The organism is Pseudomonas sp. B22129 (genome assembly GCF_044218875.1).
In the GTDB taxonomy this organism is placed as follows: domain Bacteria; phylum Pseudomonadota; class Gammaproteobacteria; order Pseudomonadales; family Pseudomonadaceae; genus Aquipseudomonas.
This window is the reverse complement of sequence record NZ_CP162592.1, coordinates 2,522,989-2,547,335: the sequence shown is the minus strand read 5'-3', so window position 1 is coordinate 2,547,335 and position 24,347 is coordinate 2,522,989. Positions and strand designations below refer to the sequence as shown.

General features: G+C 60.0%; 24 protein-coding genes. 11 read left to right on the top strand and 13 right to left on the bottom strand.

All coding sequences use genetic code 11. The features are described from left to right. Window positions 1–23: 23 nt before the first annotated feature. From AB4P94_RS11550 to AB4P94_RS11525, 6 genes are all read left to right on the top strand, one after another. Window positions 24–917 carry a LysR substrate-binding domain-containing protein gene (locus AB4P94_RS11550; RefSeq protein WP_395610622.1) on the top strand — a complete coding sequence of 298 codons (894 nt, stop codon included), beginning with the start codon at window positions 24–26 and terminating at the stop codon, window positions 915–917. Between the two features lie 88 nt (window positions 918–1,005). Further along, window positions 1,006–2,256: an aspartate aminotransferase family protein gene (locus AB4P94_RS11545; RefSeq protein WP_395610621.1), complete on the top strand. Its 1,251-nt coding sequence runs from the start codon at window positions 1,006–1,008 to the stop codon at window positions 2,254–2,256. A gap of 108 nt (window positions 2,257–2,364) precedes the next feature. Continuing rightward, on the top strand, window positions 2,365–2,619 hold the full coding sequence (locus tag AB4P94_RS11540) for a type II toxin-antitoxin system prevent-host-death family antitoxin (RefSeq protein ID WP_395610620.1): 255 nt from the start codon (window positions 2,365–2,367) through the stop codon (window positions 2,617–2,619). After that, window positions 2,616–2,870 carry a Txe/YoeB family addiction module toxin gene (locus AB4P94_RS11535; RefSeq protein ID WP_033896222.1) on the top strand — a complete coding sequence of 85 codons (255 nt, stop codon included), beginning with the start codon at window positions 2,616–2,618 and terminating at the stop codon, window positions 2,868–2,870. Before AB4P94_RS11540 ends, AB4P94_RS11535 begins: the two co-directional genes overlap by 4 nt. A gap of 50 nt (window positions 2,871–2,920) precedes the next feature. Continuing rightward, on the top strand, window positions 2,921–3,424 hold the full coding sequence (locus AB4P94_RS11530; protein WP_395610619.1) for a DUF6622 family protein: 504 nt from the start codon (window positions 2,921–2,923) through the stop codon (window positions 3,422–3,424). 72 nt (window positions 3,425–3,496) lie between these two features. Next, window positions 3,497–4,213 (top strand): hypothetical protein, encoded by a 717-nt coding sequence (locus AB4P94_RS11525; RefSeq protein ID WP_395610618.1) that lies wholly within the window; start codon window positions 3,497–3,499, stop codon window positions 4,211–4,213. A gap of 35 nt (window positions 4,214–4,248) precedes the next feature. Here AB4P94_RS11525 and AB4P94_RS11520 read toward each other — a convergent pair whose 3' ends face one another. The 3 genes from AB4P94_RS11520 to glyA form a co-directional block, all read right to left on the bottom strand. Beyond that, on the bottom strand, window positions 4,249–5,448 hold the full coding sequence (locus AB4P94_RS11520) for an MFS transporter (protein WP_395610617.1): 1,200 nt from the start codon (window positions 5,446–5,448) through the stop codon (window positions 4,249–4,251). A 144-nt stretch (window positions 5,449–5,592) separates the two neighbouring features. Then, complete coding sequence (locus tag AB4P94_RS11515; RefSeq protein WP_395610616.1) at window positions 5,593–6,291, bottom strand: LuxR C-terminal-related transcriptional regulator; 699 nt, start codon at window positions 6,289–6,291, stop codon at window positions 5,593–5,595. 92 nt (window positions 6,292–6,383) lie between these two features. Then, a complete protein-coding gene (glyA, locus tag AB4P94_RS11510; RefSeq protein ID WP_395610615.1) occupies window positions 6,384–7,739 on the bottom strand; it encodes a serine hydroxymethyltransferase in 1,356 nt (451 codons plus the stop codon). Window positions 7,740–8,005: 266 nt separating this feature from the next. On the opposite strand from glyA, the gene AB4P94_RS11505 reads away from it, so the two are divergent. Both AB4P94_RS11505 and AB4P94_RS11500 read left to right on the top strand, forming a co-directional pair. Then, window positions 8,006–8,611 (top strand): helix-turn-helix transcriptional regulator, encoded by a 606-nt coding sequence (locus AB4P94_RS11505; RefSeq protein ID WP_395610614.1) that lies wholly within the window; start codon window positions 8,006–8,008, stop codon window positions 8,609–8,611. Then, the gene (locus AB4P94_RS11500; RefSeq protein ID WP_395610613.1) at window positions 8,598–9,476 is read left to right on the top strand and encodes a queuosine precursor transporter; all 879 of its coding nucleotides are present in this window, start codon (window positions 8,598–8,600) and stop codon (window positions 9,474–9,476) included. Before AB4P94_RS11505 ends, AB4P94_RS11500 begins: the two co-directional genes overlap by 14 nt. Window positions 9,477–9,627: 151 nt before the next feature. Here AB4P94_RS11500 and queC read toward each other — a convergent pair whose 3' ends face one another. The 6 genes from queC to cyoA all read right to left on the bottom strand — a co-directional run bounded on the left by queC (window position 9,628) and on the right by cyoA (window position 15,263). Then, window positions 9,628–10,326, bottom strand: a complete 699-nt coding sequence (gene queC / locus AB4P94_RS11495; protein WP_395610612.1) for a 7-cyano-7-deazaguanine synthase QueC — start codon at window positions 10,324–10,326, stop codon at window positions 9,628–9,630. A gap of 103 nt (window positions 10,327–10,429) precedes the next feature. Further along, window positions 10,430–11,317 (bottom strand): heme o synthase, encoded by an 888-nt coding sequence (gene cyoE, locus AB4P94_RS11490; protein WP_016971085.1) that lies wholly within the window; start codon window positions 11,315–11,317, stop codon window positions 10,430–10,432. Window positions 11,318–11,328: 11 nt separating this feature from the next. Continuing rightward, window positions 11,329–11,670, bottom strand: a complete 342-nt coding sequence (gene cyoD / locus AB4P94_RS11485; protein ID WP_010206434.1) for a cytochrome o ubiquinol oxidase subunit IV — start codon at window positions 11,668–11,670, stop codon at window positions 11,329–11,331. Continuing rightward, a complete protein-coding gene (locus AB4P94_RS11480) occupies window positions 11,670–12,296 on the bottom strand; it encodes a cytochrome o ubiquinol oxidase subunit III (protein ID WP_056858318.1) in 627 nt (208 codons plus the stop codon). Before AB4P94_RS11480 ends, cyoD begins: the two co-directional genes overlap by 1 nt. A 3-nt stretch (window positions 12,297–12,299) precedes the next feature. Beyond that, on the bottom strand, window positions 12,300–14,318 hold the full coding sequence (gene cyoB / locus AB4P94_RS11475; RefSeq protein ID WP_395610611.1) for a cytochrome o ubiquinol oxidase subunit I: 2,019 nt from the start codon (window positions 14,316–14,318) through the stop codon (window positions 12,300–12,302). Between the two features lie 3 nt (window positions 14,319–14,321). Beyond that, window positions 14,322–15,263: a ubiquinol oxidase subunit II gene (cyoA, locus tag AB4P94_RS11470; RefSeq protein ID WP_395611321.1), complete on the bottom strand. Its 942-nt coding sequence runs from the start codon at window positions 15,261–15,263 to the stop codon at window positions 14,322–14,324. Between the two features lie 27 nt (window positions 15,264–15,290). On the opposite strand from cyoA, the gene AB4P94_RS11465 reads away from it, so the two are divergent. Continuing rightward, window positions 15,291–15,581 (top strand): hypothetical protein, encoded by a 291-nt coding sequence (locus tag AB4P94_RS11465; RefSeq protein WP_395610610.1) that lies wholly within the window; start codon window positions 15,291–15,293, stop codon window positions 15,579–15,581. Between the two features lie 474 nt (window positions 15,582–16,055). Here the strand turns inward: AB4P94_RS11465 and AB4P94_RS11460 are convergent, their stop codons facing one another. Beyond that, entirely contained in the window at window positions 16,056–16,562 is a 507-nt protein-coding gene (locus AB4P94_RS11460) for a disulfide bond formation protein B (RefSeq protein ID WP_395610609.1), read from the bottom strand. Window positions 16,563–16,771: 209 nt separating this feature from the next. Next, window positions 16,772–17,953 carry an NO-inducible flavohemoprotein gene (gene hmpA, locus AB4P94_RS11455; protein ID WP_395610608.1) on the bottom strand — a complete coding sequence of 394 codons (1,182 nt, stop codon included), beginning with the start codon at window positions 17,951–17,953 and terminating at the stop codon, window positions 16,772–16,774. A 147-nt stretch (window positions 17,954–18,100) separates the two neighbouring features. Here hmpA and norR point away from each other — a divergent pair, with 147 nt between their 5' ends. Next, complete coding sequence (norR, locus tag AB4P94_RS11450; protein ID WP_395610607.1) at window positions 18,101–19,648, top strand: nitric oxide reductase transcriptional regulator NorR; 1,548 nt, start codon at window positions 18,101–18,103, stop codon at window positions 19,646–19,648. A 125-nt stretch (window positions 19,649–19,773) separates the two neighbouring features. Here norR and AB4P94_RS11445 read toward each other — a convergent pair whose 3' ends face one another. Then, window positions 19,774–20,676: a DMT family transporter gene (locus tag AB4P94_RS11445; RefSeq protein WP_395610606.1), complete on the bottom strand. Its 903-nt coding sequence runs from the start codon at window positions 20,674–20,676 to the stop codon at window positions 19,774–19,776. 137 nt (window positions 20,677–20,813) lie between these two features. On the opposite strand from AB4P94_RS11445, the gene AB4P94_RS11440 reads away from it, so the two are divergent. Further along, on the top strand, window positions 20,814–21,689 hold the full coding sequence (locus AB4P94_RS11440; protein ID WP_395610605.1) for a helix-turn-helix domain-containing protein: 876 nt from the start codon (window positions 20,814–20,816) through the stop codon (window positions 21,687–21,689). A gap of 38 nt (window positions 21,690–21,727) precedes the next feature. On the opposite strand, the gene AB4P94_RS11435 is transcribed toward AB4P94_RS11440, so the two are convergent. Further along, the gene (locus tag AB4P94_RS11435) at window positions 21,728–24,223 is read right to left on the bottom strand and encodes a LuxR C-terminal-related transcriptional regulator (protein ID WP_395610604.1); all 2,496 of its coding nucleotides are present in this window, start codon (window positions 24,221–24,223) and stop codon (window positions 21,728–21,730) included. Window positions 24,224–24,347 lie beyond the last annotated feature (124 nt).

Here is a 24,347-nt window from a genome sequence, read left to right as displayed (position 1 = left end):
CCTTCCTGTTTGGAATGAACTGCATGATTTCGAAACGTTTGACCCCTTCGATGACGGCCCTGCAGTGCTTCGAAGCCGCCGCCCGCCACCTGAGTTTTACCCGCGCCGCCGAAGAGCTGCACCTGACCCAGAGTGCCGTGAGCAAACAGGTGGCGCAGCTTGAAGAGATGCTTTGCCACAACCTGTTCGAACGGGTGCGCCAGCGTTTGTACCTGTCGCCGGCGGGTGCGTTGTATCTGGCCGAAGTGCGTAAAATCCTCAATCAAGTAGACATCTCCAGCCGCTACATCCTCACCTATGGCGGCGAGACCGAAGTGCTGCGCATCGCCACTCAGCCGACCTTCGGCGATCGCTGGCTGGTACCCAAGCTCAAGGATTTCGCCGCCAGGCACCCGAACATTCACCTGGACGTGCGCAACGAACTGGAACCCTTCGACGTGCTGCAAGCCAAGGCCGATATTGCCTTCTTCTTCGGCCAGGGTTCATGGCCGGGCGCGACGTGCATTGAGCTGTTTCGCGAAGCCGTGGTACCGGTGTGCGCACCGGGGTTTGTCGCCGAGGGCAGCGATGCTTCATCACGCCACACCCTGCTGCAATGCACCTCGCGCCCCGAAGCCTGGCATGAATGGTTCCTGGAGCAGGGCCTGCATTCGCAGAACAGCTACCACGGGCCGCGTTTCGACACGTTCTACATGTGCATTCGCGCCGCGCAATCAGGTTATGGCGTGGCGCTGGTGCCGCAGTACCTGGTGGCCGAAGAGCTGGCCAACGGCAGCCTGACCATCCCCTGGCATTACACGATGCCCAGCGCCGGCGCGCACTTTATCGCCCATGCCGAGCACGCCGGTGACATCCCGAAAGTCAAAGCCTTCCTGAACTGGATGGTGGGTTACATCAAGGCACATCCCGACTTTTAATAATGACCCGGCGACTTTATTTCGTTTGCGGCAGTGCCCGTGGCGCAGCTTAGATAAAAAGACGCCCGTCATTGCGAGTCCCCGATTCATGAGCCGCGAAACCATCAGCCAGTCGATTTCCATCGTTCACCCCATCAGCCTCAGCCATGGCAAGAACGCTGAAGTCTGGGACACCACGGGCAAACGCTACATCGACTTTGTCGGCGGTATCGGCGTGCTCAACCTGGGGCATTGCCACTCCGGCGTGGTGAAGGCGATTCAGGATCAGGCGACAAAGCTGACCCACTACGCATTCAACGCCGCACCTCACGCCCCCTACATCGAACTGATGGATCGCCTGACCGACTTTATCCCGGTGGGCTACGCCGTCAGCGGCATGCTCACCAACAGCGGCGCGGAGGCGGCGGAAAATGCCTTGAAGATCGTGCGCGGTGCCACCGGCCGTACCGCCGTGATTGCGTTTGACGGGGCCTTCCACGGGCGCACCCTGGCCACGCTCAACCTCAATGGCAAGGTGGCGCCCTACAAACAGAAGGTCGGCGTACTGCCAGGCCCGGTGTACCACCTGCCCTACCCCAGCGCGGATAACGGCGTGACCTGTGCCGAAGCACTCAAGGCCATGGAGCGCCTGTTCAGCGTGGAAATCGATGTAGAAGACGTCGCCTGCTTCATCATCGAACCGGTCCAGGGCGAAGGCGGTTTTCTCGCCCTGGACATCGAGTTCGCCCAGGCCCTGCGCCGCTTCTGCAATGAAAAGAACATCCTGTTGATTGCCGATGAAATCCAGTCCGGCTTCGGCCGTACCGGCCAACGCTTTGCCTTCTCGCGCCTGGGCATCGAGCCGGACCTGATCCTGCTCGGCAAAAGCATCGCAGGCGGCGTGCCGCTGGGCGCGGTGGTCGGGCGCAAAACCCTGCTCGACAACCTGCCCAAAGGCGGCCTGGGCGGCACCTATTCCGGTAACCCGATTGCCTGCGCGGCAGCCCTGGCCACGCTGGACGCAATGACCGACGCCCACCTGAGCACCTGGGGCGCGCAACAGGAAGAGGCCATCGTCAGTCGCTATCAAGCCTGGCGTGCGCAAGGTTTGTCGCCTTTCCTTGGGCGCTTGACCGGCGTGGGTGCCATGCGGGGCATCGAGCTGGCCAATGCCGACGGCACGCCCGCGTCCAAACAACTCACCCAATTGCTGAGCCTGGCGCGCGAGGCCGGCTTGCTGCTGATGCCCAGCGGCAAGTCGCGGCACATCATCCGCCTGCTGGCACCGCTGACCATTGAGCCTGCGGTGCTGGAGGAAGGGCTGGATATTCTGGAGGCGTGCTTGAGGCAGCTTGAGTAGTGATGCGTATCCGCCATGGTTATTGCCACTCAGTGACCGTTCATAAGCTGCCCCTTGAAGACCTGTACGTATTTCTGTACGTTCAAGCCATTACACGAGGACAGCATCATGGAAACCATCAACTACACCAACGCCCGCGCTCATCTGGCTGAAACGATGGACCGCGTCAACGAAGATCACATCCCACTGTTACTTACGCGCCAAAAAGGTGAGCCCGTGGTGATGATCTCGTTATCTGAATTCAATGCCCTTGAAGAGACAGCCTACCTGCTGCGCTCACCTAAAAATGCCGAACGTCTGATCAACTCCGTCAACAGCTTGCGAGCCGGTAAAGCCAAGCCAAGGGGGCTGATCGAGGAATGAAAATACTCTTTACCCCTGAGGGCTGGGACGACTATCTCTGGTTTCAACAGAACGACAAGGCGGGGTTAAAGCGTATCAACCTGCTGATCAAAGCCATCCAGAGAGATCCTTTTGAAGGTGTTGGAAAGCCTGAACCGCTCAAGCATAACCTGAGCGGTTTCTGGTCACGGCGAATCACCGCAGAGCATCGCCTCGTTTATGGCATAGAGGATGATGAAGTACAGATCCTGATGTGCCGCTATCACTACTGACACGATCCCTACCCAATAATAAACAACGTCTTTGTGCAAGGAAGCTCGCCATGCTCGACATCCTCCAAGGCACGCCCCTGTGGGTGTACGCCGTCTACCTGCTGATTTGTTACTACGGCATCAAGGCGTGCCTGGGCGGCCGTGAGAATCGCCGGTCGCTGATGATTCTGCCGGTGGTGCTGGTGGTGTGGTCGCTGCTGTCGCTGGCGCCTTCGATTCTGTCGAGCAGCGCCTGGGTCGGCGGTGCGTTGCTCGGCAGCGTGCTGGGCCTGTGGCTGTTCAACGCTGACGGCGCCCGGCTGGACGCCAATGGTGAAACCCTGGTGCTTCCGGGCACCTGGAAGACCCTGTTGATCTCGCAGCTGTTCTTTGCAGTGAAGTACTACTTCGGCTATCAGCAGGCAGTGCACCCGCTGCTGTTGAGCACCCCCGAAATGCTGATCGCAGTGGGCGGCGTTTCGGGGTTTACCGTTGGTCTGTTCTGCGGCCGCGCCGTGCGGCTGCAACGGGCGCTGAGTGCCTTGCGCCGGGATAAGGGCATTGTGCTGCCTTGACCTGATCCCCCTCCCCCCTTGAAAATGCGCGACGCTTTTTTGTCTCCCGTTTACTGAAGTAGTGAAATTTCAATGTCCGATTCTTACACCGAACCAACAGCCGAAGAATCCGTAGCCGCCTTGCAATCCAAAGCTGAATACGAAAACGCCATCAATCTTTCACAGCATGTGCCAGCGGCCAAGATCATCAGCGAGATGGTGCTGGACGCGTTCCACACCTCCAGGGAAAGCGACCAGATCCGCGAGCTGCGCGTGGCCATCCGCCAGGCCCACGACGCGTTCGACGACGACAAGGCCTACGACCTGATGGGCCAGCTCAAGCAGTTGAAGGACGCCGAGACGGCTGACAACGCTGCCCTGGAAGACCTCAGCAGCAAATTCTCCATCAGCCGCATCCTTTCCAGCTTCAAGGACGACCCCGAGTTCCAGGAGCTGGTCTACGGCCTGGCCCTGAAGGTGCTGAACCAGAGCCACCAGGCCATCAGTAACCCAAGCGCCGGTAAAGCCAAAGCCTCGCGCCCCAAGAAAGAAACCGAAGTGTTCGTGATCAGCAAGGATGGCATCAGCGTCACCCTGCCGCTGCGCACGCCGCGCTCCAAGCTGAACGTTGACCGTGAAGCGCTGGAATTCCTCGGGTTTACCTTTGTGGGCGAAGGCAGCGAAGCCGAGCTGGAAAGCGAAACTTTCGTCGACAACAGCGGCGTCGAGCAGCCGGTTTCACGCAAGACCATCGTCACCGCCCTGCAGCAGCAGAGTGCCTTTGACGGTTACGCCATCGCCGCGCAGTAAGCGCCTGAGGCAGCAAGGCGCACGCCTTGCTGCCTTCACGCCTCCTTGTTCCATAACACCGCCGAGCTTTTCATCACGCCCACGGCGACCGCGAACAGCAGCAATACAAACCCCGCCAGCCACCACGGCGACGGCAGCGCCGGCCGGGCCATCAACATGAACGCCAGCGACGGCGCGAGCATCACGCCAATATTCACGCCCGCCGAGTAGTAACCCAGGTTGCGGTCCACCGTGGCGCGGCTGGAAATACTGCTGACGTAGTGGGTGATGCCCGGGAACACGATCATCTCGCCCAGGCTCCACAGCACCGTCGCCAGCATCAGCAACGCGCCCACCTCGCCGAAGCCCATCAAAAAGAACCCCACGCCGGCCAACAGGAAGCCCGCCACCAGCGAGCGGCTGCTCGACAGGTGTGCCATGCGCAGGTTGATCGGCACTTCAAACAGGATCACCAGCGCCGCGTTGATGAAAAACAGCACGCCCACGTAGTACGTCGGCAGTTGGGTGTAGTTGATGATGTAGGCCGACAGAAAGGTCGGCGGCAACGCATACGCAATGTGCACCGGCAGGGCCGCCAGCAGGATCACCAGCAGCCTCGAGCGCTCGTGGGGCGCCGCCTCAGGCAAGCCAGCGCCCTTGCCCGCGGCAGGCACGTCTTGCGGCACCGTTCGTGAGCGCCCGAAGCGCAGGCACGCTGCAAAGGCCATCAGCGACAAGGCCGCGTTGATATAAAACACTGCATCAGCGTGATGCAGGAACACCAGGCTGCCCAGCAGTGGCCCGATGGCCATGCCGATATTGATCGCCAGCCGGTTGCAGGAAAACGCCACTTTGCGCGTCTCAAGCGTGCTGTTCGCCACCGTCTCGGAAAACGTCGCCGGTGTGAACGCTTCGTAGCAGGCGCCCCAGAGAAACGACAACACACAGAGTGCGAAGGGGTTGCCCACCGCCGGGATGACCAGCAGCAACACAGCATTGAACAACAGGGAGCCGAGAATCACGCGGTTGGCCGAGAAACGTCTGATCACAGGGCCGATGATCAGGTCAGTGCACAACGCCCCTGCACCGTACACCCCCACCAGCAGCCCGGCGGTGCCCGGCGATATCGCGTGTTGATGGATCAGGTACGCCGCGTAAAAGGGAAATGCCAGGGTGCCCATGCGGAACACCAGTGTGATCATGAACAGCGATTGCAACCGGGTATTCAGGCTGCGCAGGGCGTGGAAGGTGCCCATCAGCGGGGCTCGCGGTGGCGGTGATGTGTCATGGGGAAGTCCCTTCGCAATGGCGACCCCGGCGTATCCGGCGTCGAACTCAATAGCTGCGGAACCTAAAGCACCACCGACCGACCAACAAGCTGCCCAAAAGGACAGGTACACCTAGGACGGGTGGCGGATATAGCCCAATTGCAGGGCCTTGCGGATCGCCGACTTGCCGTTGCTGACCTCCAGTTTGGCGAAGATATTTTTCATGTGAAACTTGACCGTGTGCGAGGTCATCGAGGTCAACAGCGCCACTTCATTGTAGGTTTTGCCAAGGCTGGCCCAGGACAGCACCTCGGTTTCGCGCGGCGTCAGAACGCTGGGGGGTTCGGCGGGTGCACGCGTTTCCAGCGCCTCGTCGTAGACCGACACCAGCAGCATCTGCAGTTCACTCTGGTGGGCCAGCACCGTCTCACGAAACTGTTGGTCTTCACCGAAGCTGCACAGGTTGAGCACCGAATAAAACCCCTGATTGCCATGCACGATGAAACTCGCGCCCTCGCCCACCGGCTTGCATGGGCCAGGCACCGGCACCGCCTCGTCAGCCAAGAGGTTTTCGTCACTCCAGAAGAACGGTTTGATGCGCTTGCGGGTCAGCGACACCAGTTCGCCGCGCCGGTAGAAATCATCGGCGCTGTCGGAGGGCTCCAGCGCGTCGGGGTAGTTGGAAATAATCTGCGCTTCTTCCAGCGGCGGCCCGCACTGGTAGACCTCGAAATGCCCCAAGCCACGGCGGCTCAGCTCGGTATCGAGCAGTTGGCGCACGTCGTCGGGCAACAGGGGCGCGTTTTTGTCGGGTTGGCCATCGCGGCGCATGGGTCTCGTCCTTGATCCTTCAACAGAGGCGAGCATGAAGCATGCCCGGCGGGCCTGTCCAGACAGCCCAGGCACACCCACCACGGATTCAATCAGCCCTCAAGGTAGTCGGCGATGGGGTAACGGGCGCACAGGGCTTGCACCTCGGCACGCAGTTGCTCGCGCACCGCAGGTTCCAGGTGGTAATCCTGCTCGCCCAGGGGTGTCACGCTGTCGAGTACCAGGCACACCAACTCGACTACCTGGCGGCAGCCGTCGCGGTCGATCCGGCGTTGCGCCATCGAGCCACTGCCCATGCACAGGCCGCTGGTGACAGCCGCCGGGCGCATCTCCCCCGGCACACTGCGCTTGCTCACCACGATACCGCAACGTTCGAGTGCCGCCTCGGCAATGGCGCCGGTCATGGCGCCACTCAGGCGGATCAGCACCGTGTGATTCTCGCTGCGCCCGCCCACCACCTCATAACCATGGGTTTGAAACCCGTGGGCCATTTCGTCGGCCAGCGTGCGAACCCGGCCCATACAGGCGTCGAACTCGGCTGATTTCGCGTAACCCAACGCCGCCGCCTTGGCTGCGATCAGGTTCACCGCCGGCGCGCCCTGCATGCGGGGGAACACGGCTTGATCAAGGACGCGGCTGAACGTCGAGCGCAAGCCAGGCACCTTGGTATCAGCCTCGCGGCCGGACAGAATCAGCCCGCCTCGGGGCCCGCCCAACTGCTTGTGGGTGCAGGTCACCGTGACGTGGGCTGCGTTGATCGGGTTCGGATGCCGCCCGGTCGCCACCAGCCCGGCGATGTGGGAAATGTCGGCAAGCAGGATCGCGCCCGCCTCATCGGCAATCGCACGCAAGCGTTCGAAATCCACCACCCGCGAATAGGCTGAAGCGCCGCACAGGATGATGCGCGGGCGATGGGCCAGCGCCAGGCTGCGCACCTGCTCATAGTCGATCAGGCCTTCAGGCGTGGTGCCGTAGCGAATGGCCTTGTAATAAGCGCCGGTGAACACCGCAGGGCTGCCGAGGGTGAGATCGCCACCATGGTCATGGGCCATGCCGAGCAAGGTGTCACCGGGTTCAAGCAGCGCCGAGAGTACTTGGGCGATTGCATTGGAAGCCGAATGCGACTGCACGCTGGCGTAGTGAGCGTCGAACAGCTCGCGCGCCCGGCGGATGGCCAGGGCTTCGACCCGATCGACCTGCTCGCAGCCGGGGCGGTGGCGTTTGCCCGGCATGCCTTCGGCCGTCACGTTGACCAACACCGAAGCACAGGCAACCAACGTGCTTGGCTTGACGGTACTGGACGACGACACCAGAGACAGGGTGTTGTGCTGCCGGAAGACTTCAGCATCCAGGAGGCTCGCGAGCTCCGGGTCTTCGGCGCGCAGATCGGCCAGGCCACGACGCAGCAGGTCGGCCTGGTCTTTGAGTGGTGCGGTGTTGGCTGCCATCGGTGCGCTTCCCCTCCCTGGTGTTGCGTGTTGGTTCGTCCTGAACCGCTGCGTTTAATTAAACAGGAAATTAAACACTTTCCAAATTAAATGTTCTTTTTTGCGCGCCCGTGGCTCAGCCCCAGGGCCAGGCCAACGCATTCGGGACTTTATTCTTGGGCCCCACGCATGCAACACTCCCGCCGCCGCGAAGCCCGAGGAGTGGCGCTCCCCTCGTGCAGCTGCGTGTAAACGGACGGTGATGACTAAAAGGAAGTGGTGAGCACGTGATACACAGACGGGAAAAAACCGAGCACTTGAAGAGCAACATCAAGTACTTGATCAAAAGCCGTGGCGAAACGCAGCTGTCGCTGTGCAGTGCCGCCGGCCTGACCAGGACCACCATCTACAACATCCTGGAAGGCAAGGTCGTCAACGTACAACAGTCGACCATCCGCAAGATCTCCGACTTCTTTGGCGTGTCTTATGACGAAATCGAGACCATCGATTTTGAAGCCAAGGAAATCATCGAAAGCAGTGTTTCCCCCCAAGGCAACATGAACCCGGCGGCCGTGCCGGTCCTCAAGGAAAGCCTGGTTATCCAGAACCTGGACAAGCGCATTGGCGAGCTGGCCACGCTGTACCCGCTGACCTACTACTTCGGCGCCTCCCACAACCTGATCGGCGTGCGCCTGGAGCGCGCGATTCCCGGCATCAATGAGCCCGGCGATTTGTTGATCGTGCAAAAAGGCGTGTCGAGCCCCGGCAAAGAAAAGCTGGTGTACGACCGGGCCACCAAGAAGATGTTCATCACCCTTGAAGCATGCGCCAGCTCAGACCGCCTGTGTGTGGTCGGCGATATCATCGAGGAGCGCTTCAATGACCACGTATGAAGCGGGCCTGGAAAACAGCAAATACAAACTGCTGGGTTTTGAGAATGAAAAAAGCCTGGCGGTGATCATGGTGATTGCCACCGGCAAGGTCATCAAGATCAAGCTGAGTGAAGTCATCAACAGCGAAATAATGGACAACCTCAATAAAATGGAAGTTAAGAGCATGTACAAAAAGTTTTATTCACAGGGAGGGACACTCACGGCCTATGACATAAACGACCGTAATGAAAACTCCTGGATGATCTACATCATCCTGAACCTGTTGCTGTTCACGTTTTATATCTTCACCAGCATTGCCGCGACCAAACCGATTTACCTGGAGTCGATGGGCATCATCGTCACGCCGGGCACGTTTCTCTACCCGCTGACCTTTTTGATCGTGGACTTGCTCAACGAGCAATTCGGCCTGCGCCTGGCCAGAAGGGCCATTCTGTTTGCGTTTGCCAGTAACGCGATGATCATCATCCTGCTCTACGGCTCGACCTTCCTGCCGGGGCTGCCAGGCTGGAAACTCGACGGGCCTTACAATGACGTGATCATTCAAGTGTCGTCGGTACTGGTGGCGTCTTCGGTGTCGTTTTTGGTGTCCGAGAACATCAACTCCTACTTGCTGTGCAAGATCAAGGAACTGACCAACTCCAAATACCTGTACCTGCGTATTTTCCTCAGTACGTTCTTCGCGGTGATCATCGACAGTTTCCTGTTCTGCTTTATCGCCTTTTACGGCGCGATGCAGACCAGCGACATCCTGAGCATGATCTACGTGCAGATCGCGATCAAAGTCGGTTTTGCGTTCTTCAACATCCTGCCCGCCTATGGCGCGCGTGCGTTGTTCAAGCGCTGGATTACCGGTACTGCTGCCTGACCGTTAATAGGTTGGTTAATGTGATCTAAATGTGGGAGCGGGCTTGCTCGCGAATGCGGTAGGTCAGTCAATTCATCTGTAACTGACACACCGCATTCGCGAGCAAGCCCGCTCCCACATTTTGACCGAGTACAGCTTACGCCCCTACACGCTAGCTCAGCTGCAACTTACCCTTCAGGCTCTGCATCACAGCCGCCTTGTCCTGCAAATACTCATTCAAACCGCGCGCACGCAGGTTGCACGCGTCGCAATTGCCGCAGCCGGTGCCGATGATGCCGTTGTAGCAAGTCAGGGTCTGTTCGCGTACCAGGTCGAGGCTGTTGTGGTAGTCGGCCAGTGCCCAGGTCTCGGCCTTGTTCAGCCACATCAGCGGTGTGTCCAGGCGCAGCGTGTATTCCATGCCCAGTTCCAGCGCCTTGTTCAGGGCTTTGACGAACTCGTCGCGGCAATCCGGGTAACCCGAGAAGTCGGTTTCGCACACGCCGGTGATGACGGCTTCAGCCTTTACCTGATAGGCGTAGATCGACGCCAGGGTCAGAAACAGGATATTGCGGCCCGGCACAAAGGTGCTTGGCAGGCTGTCGCCTGAGCTGTTCACCGTCGGCACGGGGATGTTGTCGCGGGTCAGGCTGCTGATGGCCAGCTCGTTGAGCAAGGACACATCCATCACTTTGTGCACGGTGGCACCCAATTGTTTGGCGAGCTGCTGCGCGACTTCTACTTCCGCCACATGGCGCTGGCCATAATCAAAGGTGATGCAGTGCACTTCGTCATACAGCGCCAGTGCCTGGATCAGGCAGGTCGTCGAATCCTGCCCGCCACTGAACACCATCACGGCTTTTTTGGTCATTGCGTTGCTTCCTGCAGTTGAAAAATGTGGGAATAGTTTAAAGGCCCGGCCATAAAAAACCCCGCGCTTCTTTCGAAGGCGGGGTTTTTTAATACTCAGTGACTCAGTGTGCGTAGGTCAGCAACAGCTCTTTGGGTACCTGGAAATCCAGAGACATCATCACGCTCAGCGCGGTGATGGTGAAGATCGAGAACACGAACAGCTTGCGCGCCCAGACGGTGTCATCCACCGCCTTGTAGCCGGTCCAGGCCATGTACAACCAGTACATGCCCATGGCCGCCGCGACGGCGAGGTAGCTCATGCCGGCGTAGCCACTGAAGGTCAACATCAAGGTCGCCACGAGGAAGGCCAAGATGTAGAGCAGGATGTGTTTCTTGGCCACTTGAATGCCACGTTTAACCGGCAGAACCGGAATCGAGGCCGCCAGGTAGTCATTGAAGCGGAAGATCGCGATGGCATACGAGTGCGGCATCTGCCACAGGCTGAACATCACCAGCAGCACCAGCGCGGCCATGTCGAAGCTATTGGTTACAGCCACATAACCAATCACCGGCGGCATCGCCCCCGACAGGCTGCCCACCAGCGTGCCGTGAACCGACTTGCGCTTGAGGTACAGGCTGTAAAGGCCGACGTAGATGACAAAGCCGATCACGGCAAACAGCGCCGCCAACGGGTTGGCCACCTTGTACAACAGGGCTACACCGGCAACACCCAGGACGGTCGCGAACAGCAGTGCGAGTTTCAGGGAGATAAGGCCCTGCACCAGCACGCGGTTCTTGGTGCGTTCCATCTTGATGTCAATGTCGCGGTCGATGCAGTTGTTGAAGACACAACCGGAAGCTACCACCAGGGAGGTGCCGATCATCGCAGCCAGGAAAATGGCCAGATCGACATGTCCCTTGGAGGCCAGGAAGAAACCGCCTGCCACAGAAAGCACGTTACCGAAAATGATCCCCGGTTTGGTGATTTGGATAAAGTGCTTAAGCGACATCGGGTCTTACCTCACTTCGCCATCATGAACGTATGGATGCTGAACATGATCCATATCGACAGGCCAACCAGCAGCAGGATCACAAGACCTGCGAACACGAACGCAATCACGTTATCGCGTTGCTCTTTGGAACGGTCCAGGTGCAGGAAGTACACCAGGTGAACCAGAACCTGAATCACCGCGAAGGCCAGCACGATCATCAAGGTGATCGACTTCGGCAGGGTCGGGTACATCACCAGGCCGAACGGGATCAGGGTCAGGATGACCGACAGGATGAAGCCGATAGCGTAAGACTTTACGCTGCCGTGGCTCGCATCATGGCTGTCATGGTCATGGGAGTGTGCATTAGCCATTACAGAGTCCCCATCAAGTAAACGACGGTGAATACGCAGATCCAGACCACGTCCAGGAAGTGCCAGAACAGGCTCAGGCAGCTCAGGCGAGTCTTGTTGGTGTTGGTCAGGCCGTGTTTATTGACCTGATACATCATCACCGCCATCCACAGCAGGCCGGCAGAAACGTGCAGACCGTGGGTGCCTACCAGCGTGAAGAACGCGGACAGGAAGCCGGAACGGTGCGGGCCGTAGCCTTCGGAGATCAGCAGGTGGAACTCGTTGATCTCCATGCCGATGAAGCCCAGGCCGAACAGGAAGGTCAGTGCCAACCAGCTCAGTACGCCTTTCTTGCTGCCCTTGTAGAAGGCCAGCATGGCGAAGCCGTAGGTGATCGAACTGAACAACAGCAAGGCGGTTTCGCCGAGCACGTAAGGCAGTTCGAAGATGTCGTGGCCCGACGGGCCACCCGCTACGTTGTTTACCAGTACCGCGTACACCGCGAAGATCGACGCAAACAAGATGCAGTCGGTCATCAGGTAGAGCCAGAAACCGAAGACGGTCATTGGCCCCGAGTCGTGGTGATGGTCATCGTGCCCATGGTCATCGACATGGGCGTGTCCAGCATTGGTCACTAAGTTCGACATGGTTTAAGCCTGTTCCAACGAGGTTTCTACACGGTTGGCCGGAATCTTCTTCTCGGCTACCAGGCGAGCGTGTTGCTCGGCTTCGATGCGTTCGATCGTCTCGACCGGCACCATGTAGCCTTGATCATCACGGGCAGCGTGAATGATGAAGTAACCGATGGTGCCCACCAGGCCCACGATTGCCAGCCACCAGATGTGCCAGATCATCGCGAAACCGAACACGGTCAACAGCGCACCCATCACCACGCCAGTGGCGGTGTTGTTCGGCATGTGGATCGGCTCGTAGTGCTTCGGTTTCTGGTACGCAGTACCGTCTTCCTTGGCTTCGGTGAAGGCATCGATCGTGTTCGCGGTAGGGATCACGGCGAAGTTGTAGAACGGCGGTGGCGAGGAAGTCGACCATTCCAGGGTGTGGCCATTCCATGGGTCGCCGGAGTCGCAAGCGTTCTGCTTACGGTCACGGACACTCACGTACAGCTGGATCAGCTGGCAGGCGATACCGGCAGCGATCATCAACGCACCGAACATGGCGACGTACAGGTACGGCACCCACTCAGGGTTGGTGGTAGCGTTCAGACGACGGGTCATGCCCATGAAGCCCAGTGCATAGAGCGGCATGAACGCGACGAAGAAGCCCGAGATCCAGAACCAGAACGCTGCTTTACCCCAACCTTCGTGCAGCTTGAAGCCGAACGCTTTCGGGAAGTAGAAGCTGAAACCGGCGATGTAGCCGAATACAGCACCACCGATGATCACGTTGTGGAAGTGAGCGATCACGAACAGGCTGTTGTGCAGTACGAAGTCAGCACCCGGGATGGCCAGCAGTACGCCAGTCATGCCGCCGATGGCGAAGGTCACCATGAAGCCCAGGGTCCACAGAACCTGGCTGGTGATGCGCAAACGGCCGTGGTAGATGGTGAATAGCCAGTTGAATAGCTTCACCCCCGTCGGGATGGAAATGAGCATTGTCGCCAGGCCGAAGAAGGCGTTGACGCTGGCCCCCGAGCCCATGGTGAAGAAGTGGTGCAGCCACACCATGAAGCCCAGTACAGAGATTGCGCCCGATGCGTAAACCATCGAGTGGTGACCGAACAGGCGTTTGCCGGTAAAGGTCGAGATCACTTCAGAGAAGATACCGAACGCTGGCAGGATCAGGATGTACACCTCAGGGTGCCCCCATGCCCAGAACAGGTTCACGTACATCATTGGATTGCCACCAAGTTCGTTGGTGAAAATGTGGAAATCCAGGTAACGGTCAAGCGACAGCAGCGCCATGGTAGCGGCCAGGATCGGGAACGAAGCCACGATCAGGACGTTGGCCCAGGTGCAGGTCCAGGTGAAGATCGGCATGTCCATCAGTTTCATGCCAGGGGCGCGCATTTTAAGGACGGTGGCCAGGAAGTTGACCCCCGTCAATGTCGTCCCGAGCCCTGATAACTGTAGCGCCCAGATGTAGTAGTCCACACCCACGCCAGGGCTGTACTGGATACCCGACAACGGCGGATACGCAACCCAGCCGGTCTTGGCGAATTCGCCGACGCCCAGGGACAGGTTGATCAGCACAACGCCGGACACCAGCAGCCAGAAGCTCAGGGAGTTCAGGAACGGGTAGGCAACGTCACGCGCACCGATCTGCAGCGGCAAGGCAAGGTTCATCAGGCCGGTGAAGAATGGCATCGCCATGAAGATGATCATGATCACACCGTGAGCGGTGAAGATCTGGTCATAGTGTTCAGGCGGCAGGTAGCCAGGCGAACCCTCGGTGGCCATGGCCAACTGGGTACGCATCATGATGGCGTCGGCAAAACCACGCAGCAGCATGACCATGGCAACGATGACGTACATGACACCGATTTTCTTGTGGTCGACAGACGTCAGCCACTCGGTCCACAGGTAGGTCCATTTCTTGAAATACGTGATTGCAGCAAACAGTGCCAGACCACCCAGCGCGATCATGGCGATGGTCACCATCACGATCGGCTCGTGGAACGGGACCGCATCCCAACTTAATTTACCAAACATCGTTTACTCCTCTGCCCCAGCAGTTGAATGCGAGCCCGTGTCAGAACCTTCAACCGCGGCCACTTCTTTCTTCTCGTGCTCGATCGGCTTGCCTGGCTTCATACCTTCGTACTTGTCGACGATTTTCTGAAACAGGTCCGGCTCAAACGCGGAGTACAGGGCGACCGGGTTGTTCTGGCTTGGTTTGGTCAGGGCGTCGTATTCAGCTTGATCAAGCTGTTTAGGTGCGGCCTTGACTGCGGCTACCCAGGCGTTGAAATCTTCCTGGCTCGTCGAGATCGCTTTGAATTTCATGCCGGTGAAGCCAGCGCCGCTGTAGTTAGCGGAGATGCCTTCCATTTCAGCTTTTTCGTTGGCGATCAGGTGCAGGCGGGTCTGCATGCCTGCCATCGCATAGATCTGGCCGCCCAGAGCAGGGATGAAGAACGAGTTCATCACGGCGTCGGAGGTGATCCGGAAGTTAAGCGGGGTGTTTTCCGGGAACTGGATCTCGTTGACGGTGGCGATACCCAGGTCCGGGTAGATGAACAGCCACTTCCAGTCCAGCGCGACCACTTCGATGTTGATCGGCTTGACGTCGGATTCCAGCGGACGGTACGGGTCCAGCTCGTGGGTCGATTTATAGGTGATGTAACCCAGGGCGATGATGATGAGGACCGGGACCAGCCACACCGCGATTTCAATCTTGGTGGAGTGCGACCACTTCGGCGCATAGGTAGCGCTGGTGTTCGACGCGCGGTATTTCCAGGCGAAGGCGAAGGTCATGATGATCACAGGGACCACGACCAGCAGCATCAGCAGGGTAGCGGTGATGATCAGGTTTCGTTGATCCAGACCGATCTGTCCTTTTGGGTCCATCAAGGTCCACTTGCAGCCTCCCAGCATTAACAGCATGCCAATCAGCGGCAAAAAGCCTAGTAATCGGGGGTACCTGTTTTTACTCATCTCACGACCTCTAAAGCAGCTTGCGCAATGCAGTTGGGTTTTGATCGCCAACACTTCACCCTGCCAAGGGTTGGCATTTCTCTTCGATTGAATAAGAGCCTGCCCGTCACGCCATATCTATACGTTTCACGGACCTGCGGTGAGTTCTTATTCGATTTCGTGGTTAAAGGCCTTGTTACAGACCAATTCCATTTGGTGCGGAAAGTTGAAAGGCTGCCGGAACCTGGGGTCGCACAGAGCCATCCATCTGCCCCTCGACCGCTCCAATGCTCAAATATTGAACAGCACCGGACATTCAGTGCGGGCGATTGTAGTTAGCTAGCGATGTATAAACCATGTCTTATAAAGAAATAATTTTTATCGATTACAGCAATAATCCTTCACCATTCCCGCAAAGGTTTGCGATCTTATCGCGTTGGATTCGCAACAAAAACCACAAAAATTGCCGTGTTATTAGCGGCCAGGCTCCTTCCCTTACACGCTGTAAGGGCATCGCAAACGGATCCAAGTCCCCATAAAACAAGGCATTCGGACATCAGCCAAGTGCTGGAACCCTGTGCGCTTTGCGTTGTCTTTCAAACCACGAACTGACAGCACAATTTGGCCGGTTGATGCAAATTTATGGGCCGTTTCGGCGCGTCAGAAACGTCCTGCGGCAGTGTCCGTGTGACAACATGTCGCACGCTGCGCGCACCTGAAGTTGCCCCTCGTCACAGCCCTTTCACAAATCCCCACAATGCAAAACGCCCCGGCCTTCCATCAAGAAGGACCGGGGCGTTTCGTTGAATCGTCTCAGGCGTTGCGTTGGCGGTTACGGTAAATACCCAGCGGCACCAGGATCACCGTCAGCACGAACGCCACCAGCGCCCATTGCGCCAGGGACAGGCCCAGGATCGGCGGGTAAGGCGTGCTGCAGAAGCCATCGACCTGGAAGCCCAGAGGGAAGACCTTGGCCAGTGGCAGGTCATCAACAATCGGTTGCAGCACGTCGATGCCGCAGCTGACTTCGGGGAAGAACTGGGTGTAAACGTGGTGGCCGGCCGCAGCCACGCCCCCCAGGGCGCTGAGCACTACCAACCCTTCAAACAGGGTGACCGCGCCTTTTTTACGCATGGCGGCGCCGATAAACGCAAAGATCGCGATCAGCAGCAAGGCATAGCGTTGCAGGATGCACAGCGGGCAAGGCGCCTCGCCCAACACCACCTGCATGTACAGCGCCCCGCCGATCAGCGCCAGGCAGATGATGCCCAGCAACACCAGAAAGCGCCGCTCCCTGCCCAAACGCAATTCGTCACTCATCCCCGTATCCCTTTGTCATTGTGCCAATGCCGGCAAGTTTACACACAGAGCATGGTTAAAACAGAAGGGGGTTAAATGAGGATTAATCTGGAGGAATAGATAAGCAAATGTGGGAGCGGGCTTGCTCGCGAAGGCGGCGTGTCAGTCGACTTATAAGTGACTGATCCACCGCTTTCGCGAGCAAGCCCGCTCCCACATTCTTGACCGCGTTATTCCAATGCCGAAGCCGGGCCGAAGAACTCATAGCGGGCCTGTTTGTCCGGGACGCCCAACGCCTTGAGGTGGCGCTTGACCGCCGCCATGAAACCTTTAGGCCCCAGGAAATAAGCGTCCAGGTCACGCTGCTCAGGCAACCACTCGGCCAGTTGCTCCTGGCTGAGCATGCCGACCTTATCCGCCGCAGGGCTCACGCCATCATCCTCGGCATAGCAGTAGAAGCGCTTGAGCTGCGGGTGCTTGGCGGCCAATCCGTCCACCCAATCACGAAACGCATGCACCCCGCCATTTCTCGCGCAGTGAATAAAGTGCACCGGGCGCTGGCTAGCCAGGGCGGCTTCAAGCATAGGCAATGTTGGCGTAATGCCCACCCCGCCGCTGATCAGCACCAACGGCTTGTCGCTGGCAGCCAGGGTGAACTCGCCCGATGGCGGGAACAGGTCGATAGTCGCGCCGACGTGCATCTGGTCGTGCAGGTAGTTGGACACCCGCCCACCGGCTTCGCGCTTGACACTGATGCGGTACAGCCCGGCATCGCTCAGGGCCGACAAGGAATAGTTGCGGCGCACTTCTTCGCCATCGAGCACCAGCTTCATGCCGATGTACTGGCCCGGCGCGGCGGCCAGGATCGGGCCGTTGTCCACCGGGGCAAAATAGAAGGAGATGATTTCGTCACTCTCCTCCACGCGCTTGACCAGAATGAACGGCCGCGCCCCGCGCCAGCCGCCCGGTGCCTGGGCTTTCTCGTCGTAGATGGCAGCTTCGGCACCGATCAGAATGTCCGCCAGTTGGCCATAGGCGGCGCCCCAGGCACTCATCACTTCAGGCGTGGCGATCTCGTCACCCAGCACTTCGGAAATGGCGCGCAGCAGGCAGGCACCGACGATCGGGTAGTGCTCCGGCAGAATCTGCAGCGCCACGTGTTTGTTGATGATCTTGGCCACCAGGTCGCCCAACTGGTCGAGCTGGTCGATGTGCCGCGCGTACATCAGCACGCCGTTGGCCAAGGCGCGGGGCTGGTCGCCGCTGGCCTGGTGCGCCTGGTTGAACAGCGGGCGAACTTGCGGGTACTCAGAAAGCATCATCCGGTAAAAATGAGTGATCAGCGCTTCGCCGCCGCTTTCCAGCAGGGGCACAGTGGATTTGACGATGGCACGGTCTTGGGCACTAAGCATGGCAGACTCCTGAGTCTATTTACTGATTGCCTTGAGTGACTCAGTATTCATGCCAACTTATAAGTCTTTATTTTTCAACAGCTTAAACATTGTGTAGTCAGTATGACTTCCCACACCTTATAGTCATAAGGACTACAAGGAGTCATTATGACTGCGCAATCGCTGCTCACCACCCTGCTGCCCCTGGTCGCCGACCTGTCCCGCGAACTGCCCGAAGGCGAGCGCTACCGCCGCCTGCTGCACGCCATGCGCGCCCTGCTGCCGTGCGACGCCGCCGCCTTATTGCGCCTGGATGGCGAATGGCTGGTGCCGCTGGCGGTGGATGGTTTGAGCCCCGACACGCTTGGCCGGCGCTTCAAGGTCAGCGAACATCCGCGCTTTGAGGTATTGCTCGAAGGCCCCGGCCCTACCCGCTTCGACAGCGACAGCGAATTGCCCGACCCCTACGACGGCCTGGTCGATGGCCTGCACGGCCATCTCGAGGTCCATGACTGTATGGGCTGCCCGCTGTTTATCGACGACAAACCCTGGGGCCTGCTGACCCTCGATGCACTCGACACCGAGCGTTTCGAGCGTGTCGAACTGGACGCCTTGCAAGCCTTCGCCAGCCTTGCAGCAGCCACGGTCAACGTTGCCGAACGTATCGAGCGCCTGGCCCTGCGCGCCGAAGATGAGCACCAACGCGCCGAAATTTACCGCCAGGCCAGCGGCCAGCAGCACAAGGAAATGATCGGCCAAAGCAAGGCACACAAGCGTCTTGTGGAGGAAATCAAGCTGGTGGGCAGCAGCGACCTGACCGTGCTGATCACCGGCGAAACCGGGGTGGGCAAGGAGCTGGTTGCCCAAGCCATCCACGCCGCGTCATCACGCGCCGATAAACCGCTGATCAGCCTCAACTGCGCCGCCCTGCCGGAAACCCTGGTGGAAAGCGAGCTGTTCGGCCACGTGCGCGGCGCCTTTACCGGCGCGCTGAATGAGCGCCGGGGCAAGTTCGAGTTGGCCAATGGCGGCACCTTGTTTCTGGACGAGGTCGGCGAGTTGTCGCTGACCGTACAGGCCAAGCTGTTGCGTGTGTTGCAAAGTGGCCAACTGCAGCGCCTGGGCTCGGACAAGGAACATCAGGTGGATGTGCGCCTGATCGCCGCCACCAACCGCGACCTCGCCGAAGAAGTGCGCAACGGCCGCTACCGCGCGGACTTCTACCACCGCCTCAGCGTGTACCCGTTGCAAGTACCGGCACTGCGCGAACGCGGGCGCGATGTGTTGCTGCTGGCCGGGTTTTTCCTGGAGCAGAACCGCTCACGCATGGGGTTGGGCAGCTTGCGCCTGACAAGCGACGCGCAATCGGCGCTGCTGGCCTACAACTGGCCCGGCAATGTGCGCGAGCTGGAACATTTGATCGGACGCAGCGCGCTGAAAGCCCTGGGAAACTGTCGCGAACGTCCGAAGATTTTGAGCTTGAGTGCGCAGGACCTGGACTTGCCTGATGTAAGCGCGCCGCCGGTGATTGAAGCACCGGCCGAGCCAGCCCCTCTCGTCACAGGTGACCTGCGCCAGGCCACCGAGCATTATCAGCGCCAGGTCATCAGCGCCTGCCTGGAACGTCACCAGCACAACTGGGCCAGCGCCGCCCGCGAACTGGGCCTGGACCGCGCCAACCTCGGGCGCATGGCCAAGCGTTTGGGCCTCAAATAGAAGGCCACCACAGCACAAATGTGGGAGCGGGCTTGCTCGCGAAAGCGGTAGACCAGTCAATACATGTGCTGACTGATACACCGCATTCGCGAGCAAGCCCGCTCCCACACAAGCCAGCTCCCACATTAGATAGCCTTCGCCTTCAAGATTGGGCTCAGCGGCTTAGGCTTACGAAACACCAACACATTGCCCAGCATCACCAACACCAACCCCACCAGCGCTGGCGCCGTCCACTGATAGCCCTCGGCAAACGCCGACACATTCAACGCCACCACCGGGAACAGCACCGTGCAATACGCCGCACGCTCCGGCCCCATGCGGCCGACCAGCGTGAGGTATGCGGTAAAACCAATCACCGACCCGGGAATCACCAGGTACCACAGCGCGCCGATGTAGCGCGGGCTCCAGTCCATATCAAACGGAATACCGCGCACCGCGCAGTACGTCGCCAGCATCGCCGAGCCATACGCCATGCCCCAGGCATTGGTGGTCAATGGCCGCAGCCCGGCCTTCTGTTGCAGGCTCGACAGCATGTTGCCCGCCGAGAAGCACATCGTCCCCAGCAGCGCCAAGCCCAGGCCCATCAAGGTTTGCGGGCTGGCGGTGTGCCCCACCAATTCCGGCCAGAACAAAAAGCCCAACCCCATCAGCCCCAGCGCGCCGCCCATCAACACGTTGCGCGCCACGCGCTGGCCGAAGAACACCCGCGCATTCAAGGCGTTCCACAACGTGGCCGTGGAAAACACCACCGCCACCAGGCCGCTGGGGATCCACTGGCTGGCCGTGAGGAAACACATGAAGTTCACGCAAAACAGGCACAGCCCCTGGGCCAGACAGATCAGGTGCCCGCGCCGGTTCATCACCTGCAACTTGCGGCTGAGCAGCAACAGCGCGAACAGCACCAGCGCCGCGAGGCCGAAGCGATAGACGATCGACACGGGAATCGCCACCACACCCAGCTGCCATTTCAGCGCAATCCAGGTGGTGCCCCAGATCAGCACGGTGAGTAAATACAGGAAAAGGTTCATAGCGGGCTCCGTCGATTGAGCCACAGTGTCCCCCGCCTTCGAGCCTGATCTCTTGCACATTCTTGCGCTTTTGTCGGCTGGCGGGATCACAGCAGCCGCCACCGGGAGTAGGATGCAAGGCGTCGGAGAACACAGCCATGCCTGATCTGGAAACCCTGCAAGTCTTTCAAGCCCTTAACCGCTCGCCCCACGCACGCCTTGAAGCCTGCGCCGAGCTCGGTGACGGCTTGTCTGCGGCGTTGTGGAGCAACCACCACGACTCCCAGGATTACCAGGCGCCCGGCCATCACACCTTGTCGTGCTACATCGGCGGCGGTACTGGCACCTTTCGCCGCGACAGGCCGGGTACCAAGGGCGGCCCCGACAAGCTGTGCATCCTGCCGGCCGAACACCAGTCGGCCTGGGTGATCAACGGCGAAATCCGCCTGGCCCACGTGTATTTCAGCCCGGAGCAATTTGCCCTTGGCTGCGTCACCCTGCTCGACCGCGAGCCCCGTGAATTACAGTTGCGCGAAAGCACCTTTCTGGAAGACGCCGTTCAGGCGCGGCGCTTTCACCAGTTGATCGCGCTCAACTGGCACGAGCCCGCCGAACGCTTGCTGACCAGCAGCCTGGCCCATGAAATGCTCAGCCACACCCTGCTCAGCCAGGTGGGCGCGCGCGAAGGCTTGCGCCTGAAAGGCGGGCTGGCCGCGCACCAGCGGCGGTTGCTGGTGGACTACATCGACCACCATCTGGAAAACCCGATCAGCCTGGGCCAATTGGCCGGGTTGTGCGCGCTGTCCGAATACCATTTTGCGCGGATGTTCCGCCAAAGCTTCGGTTTGCCACCCCATCAGTACCTGCTGGCGCGCCGCCTGGCCCGTGCGCAAAGCCTGCTGCGCGGCGGCGCCCTGCCCTTGGGTGAGATTGCGTGGATGTGCGGGTTCTCCAGCGCCAGCCACTTCACCCATCGCTTTCGCCAGGCCATGGGCGCTACTCCCGGCGAATACCGCCAGGCCTTCTGCGGCTAAGCCCACTGTGTGGCAGACAGGCCTGCTCGCCACACTACCTAGGCCATCAGGCCCAACGTCTTGGCTTTGGCCACCGCCTGAGTGCGCCGCTCCACACCCAGCTTGCTATGGATGCGCCGCGCGTGGGTTTTCACGGTATGCAGTGAGATAAACAACCGGTCGGCGATTTCCAGGTTGGAGTTGCCCAGCGCGATCAATTGCAGCACTTCCAGCTCGCGTTGGCTCAAGGGGTTATCGACCACGCCGGTAGGCGACGCCTGCGTTTCCAGGCCCAACTCACTCAACAGCCCCGGCGAGCGCAGGCGCAACTCGCGCACGGCCTGCTGCACCTGGCAGCGCGCCGCCAGCGCCAGGCCCGCCTGCAACGAAACACGGGCCTGGGCCAAATCACCCAATTGCCACGCCACCTCCCCCCTCACTAACTGCAACTCGGTTTCCAGGCACAGCATGCCGCGTTGTTGCGTGGTTTCGAGCAAGGCATTGAGGCGTGCGATGGGCTGCTCGGCGCAGCCCAGTTTCACCTCAGCCAACACCAGCAAATATTCCAGGCGCGGGATCAGCTCCGATGTAGCCGGCGGCGCCTGCCGGGCCAGTGGCCCGCGAAAGTGACGCAATACCCGGCGCACCGCTTCCACCGTCAACTCGGCACGCCCCTGTTGCAGCCAGAGGTGCCCGCTGACCAACAGCAGCACCGCGCGGTACACCGTGTCCGGTACATGCCGTTGCTGCATCAACCGCTCGGCCTCACGCAATTGAATAAACGCCTGTGCGTAGTCGCCCCTGTTGGCGGCGAGCAGCGCCAGGCCGAGGAAGCCGTAGAGCACGCGTTTGTCCTGGCTGTGCAGGCACATCTTCAGGCCCGCGCCAAAGCATTCGGCGGCCAGCGCGTCCTGCCCCTGACGCAACGCCAGATGCCCGCGCCGCAAGACAATGCGCCCCACCAAAGGCCCGGCCTTGAGGCGCTGCTGCTCCAGCATCGCCTGCACATGTTCCAGCAGGCTTTGTGCGCGGTACGGTGCGCCGCGCTGCTCCAGCAGTTGCGCGTGATCCAACTCGAGCAAGGCTTCCAGCACCAGCGAGCCATGGGCGCGGGCCAGGCACAGGGCTTCGCGGCTCAACGCCTGGGCCACGTCCAGCTCACCGCGCAACAAGGCTTGCTGGGTCAGGCCCGACAAACACATCAGCCGTGACGTCCAGGCGCTGTCCGGCAAGGCCTGCAAGGCTTCGAGAAAGTGCGCGCGGGAGCGCTCGGCATCGCCATTCAAATGCAACAGCCAGCCCCACTGCGCCTGCCAGCGCGCCAACAGATGGCGCTGTTGCGCCGCCGTGGGTTGCGGGGCAAACCGCGCCAACTGGTCGATGCACACACCCGCCTGATCAAAGCGCCCGGCAAACAACAGGGCCGCCGCCACCAGCCCCACAAGCTGCGCCGAGCCCAGCATCAATTCATCACCGTGTTCTTCATGCAGCCGTAACAACAGCACGGCGTTCTGCTGGCGAAACAGGTCTTCGAAACTGAAGTGCTGCAACAGGCTCACGGCCACTTCGTAGGCTTCGGCGAGCAACGCCTGCTCGAACGCCGCCTGCCAGTCTCGCTCGGCGGTGAACCACTGGCAGGCGCGCCGGTGCCACGCACGCTTGGCCGGCCAGGGCTCATCGCGCAGCAAGCGCGCCAGCGGCGGGAAGATGTGCAACCAATCGCTGGTGTCTTCCCACGGCTGGATAAACGCGCCGAGGGCCTGCAAGTCCCGCAGGTATTGATCCCCCTCGCCGGCACCAAACAAGTGCTCGCACAGGCTCGGGTTGAAACGCGGCAGATGGGCCAGCACGCGCCAGGCTTCGGCCAACTCGGCGGGCAAGGTAGTGAACAGTTCGTGTTGCAGGTAGTCGAGCAGGGTTTTGTCGGGGTGGCCGTCGCCGAGCAGCGCGATGCGCACCCCGGCGCACCAGCCGGCGCTGAACTGCATGACGCTGTCGACGGTTTGCCCGGCGTTCAGCCGCTGCTGAATCTCGGCCGGGCGGAACGACAACTCGCCGCACTCGAACAGCTCGTCGTCGAGCAACAGCCGCGGCCAATTGCACACCGGCCGCCGTCGTGCACCCAGCCACCAGGTGAGCGCCGGGCTGCTGGCTGTGAGTAAACGGTCGAGCAAGGCATCCAGCTCGGGAGCAGGCTGGCGGCAGAAGTCATCAAGGAAAATCCACCCGGTGTTTTGCCAACGGCCCAAGTCCATCAGCAAAGTGGCTTCATCGACATAGGCCAAGCCGAGGTTCTGTGCCAGCCGCGAGCAGAAATCGGCTGGGCTGAGCAAGGCGCCGTTTAATGGCAGCCAGTAAACCTGGCAGTCGGAGGGCGCCTGCAAGGCACATTCGGCGAGTAACGCACTCTTGCCACTGCCACCGGGCGCGCACAACAACTTCACCCGGGCGGGTGCGGCGAGCAAAGGCTCGGTGAGATGGGGCCGCAACAGGTGGTGGGCGGACAGCCGGGGCATGAACCCAGGACGGTCCAGGAGGCGTGTCATGGCGGTCATTGCTGCATCCTGCTTTTTTATTGTTATGCAACCTGACGCCTACCCTAGTCCTGTGGTTGGCGGTTGTTGAAGGAGTATTCAGCGGGGTGATTTAAAGGCATGCACAAAACCAAATGTGGAAGCG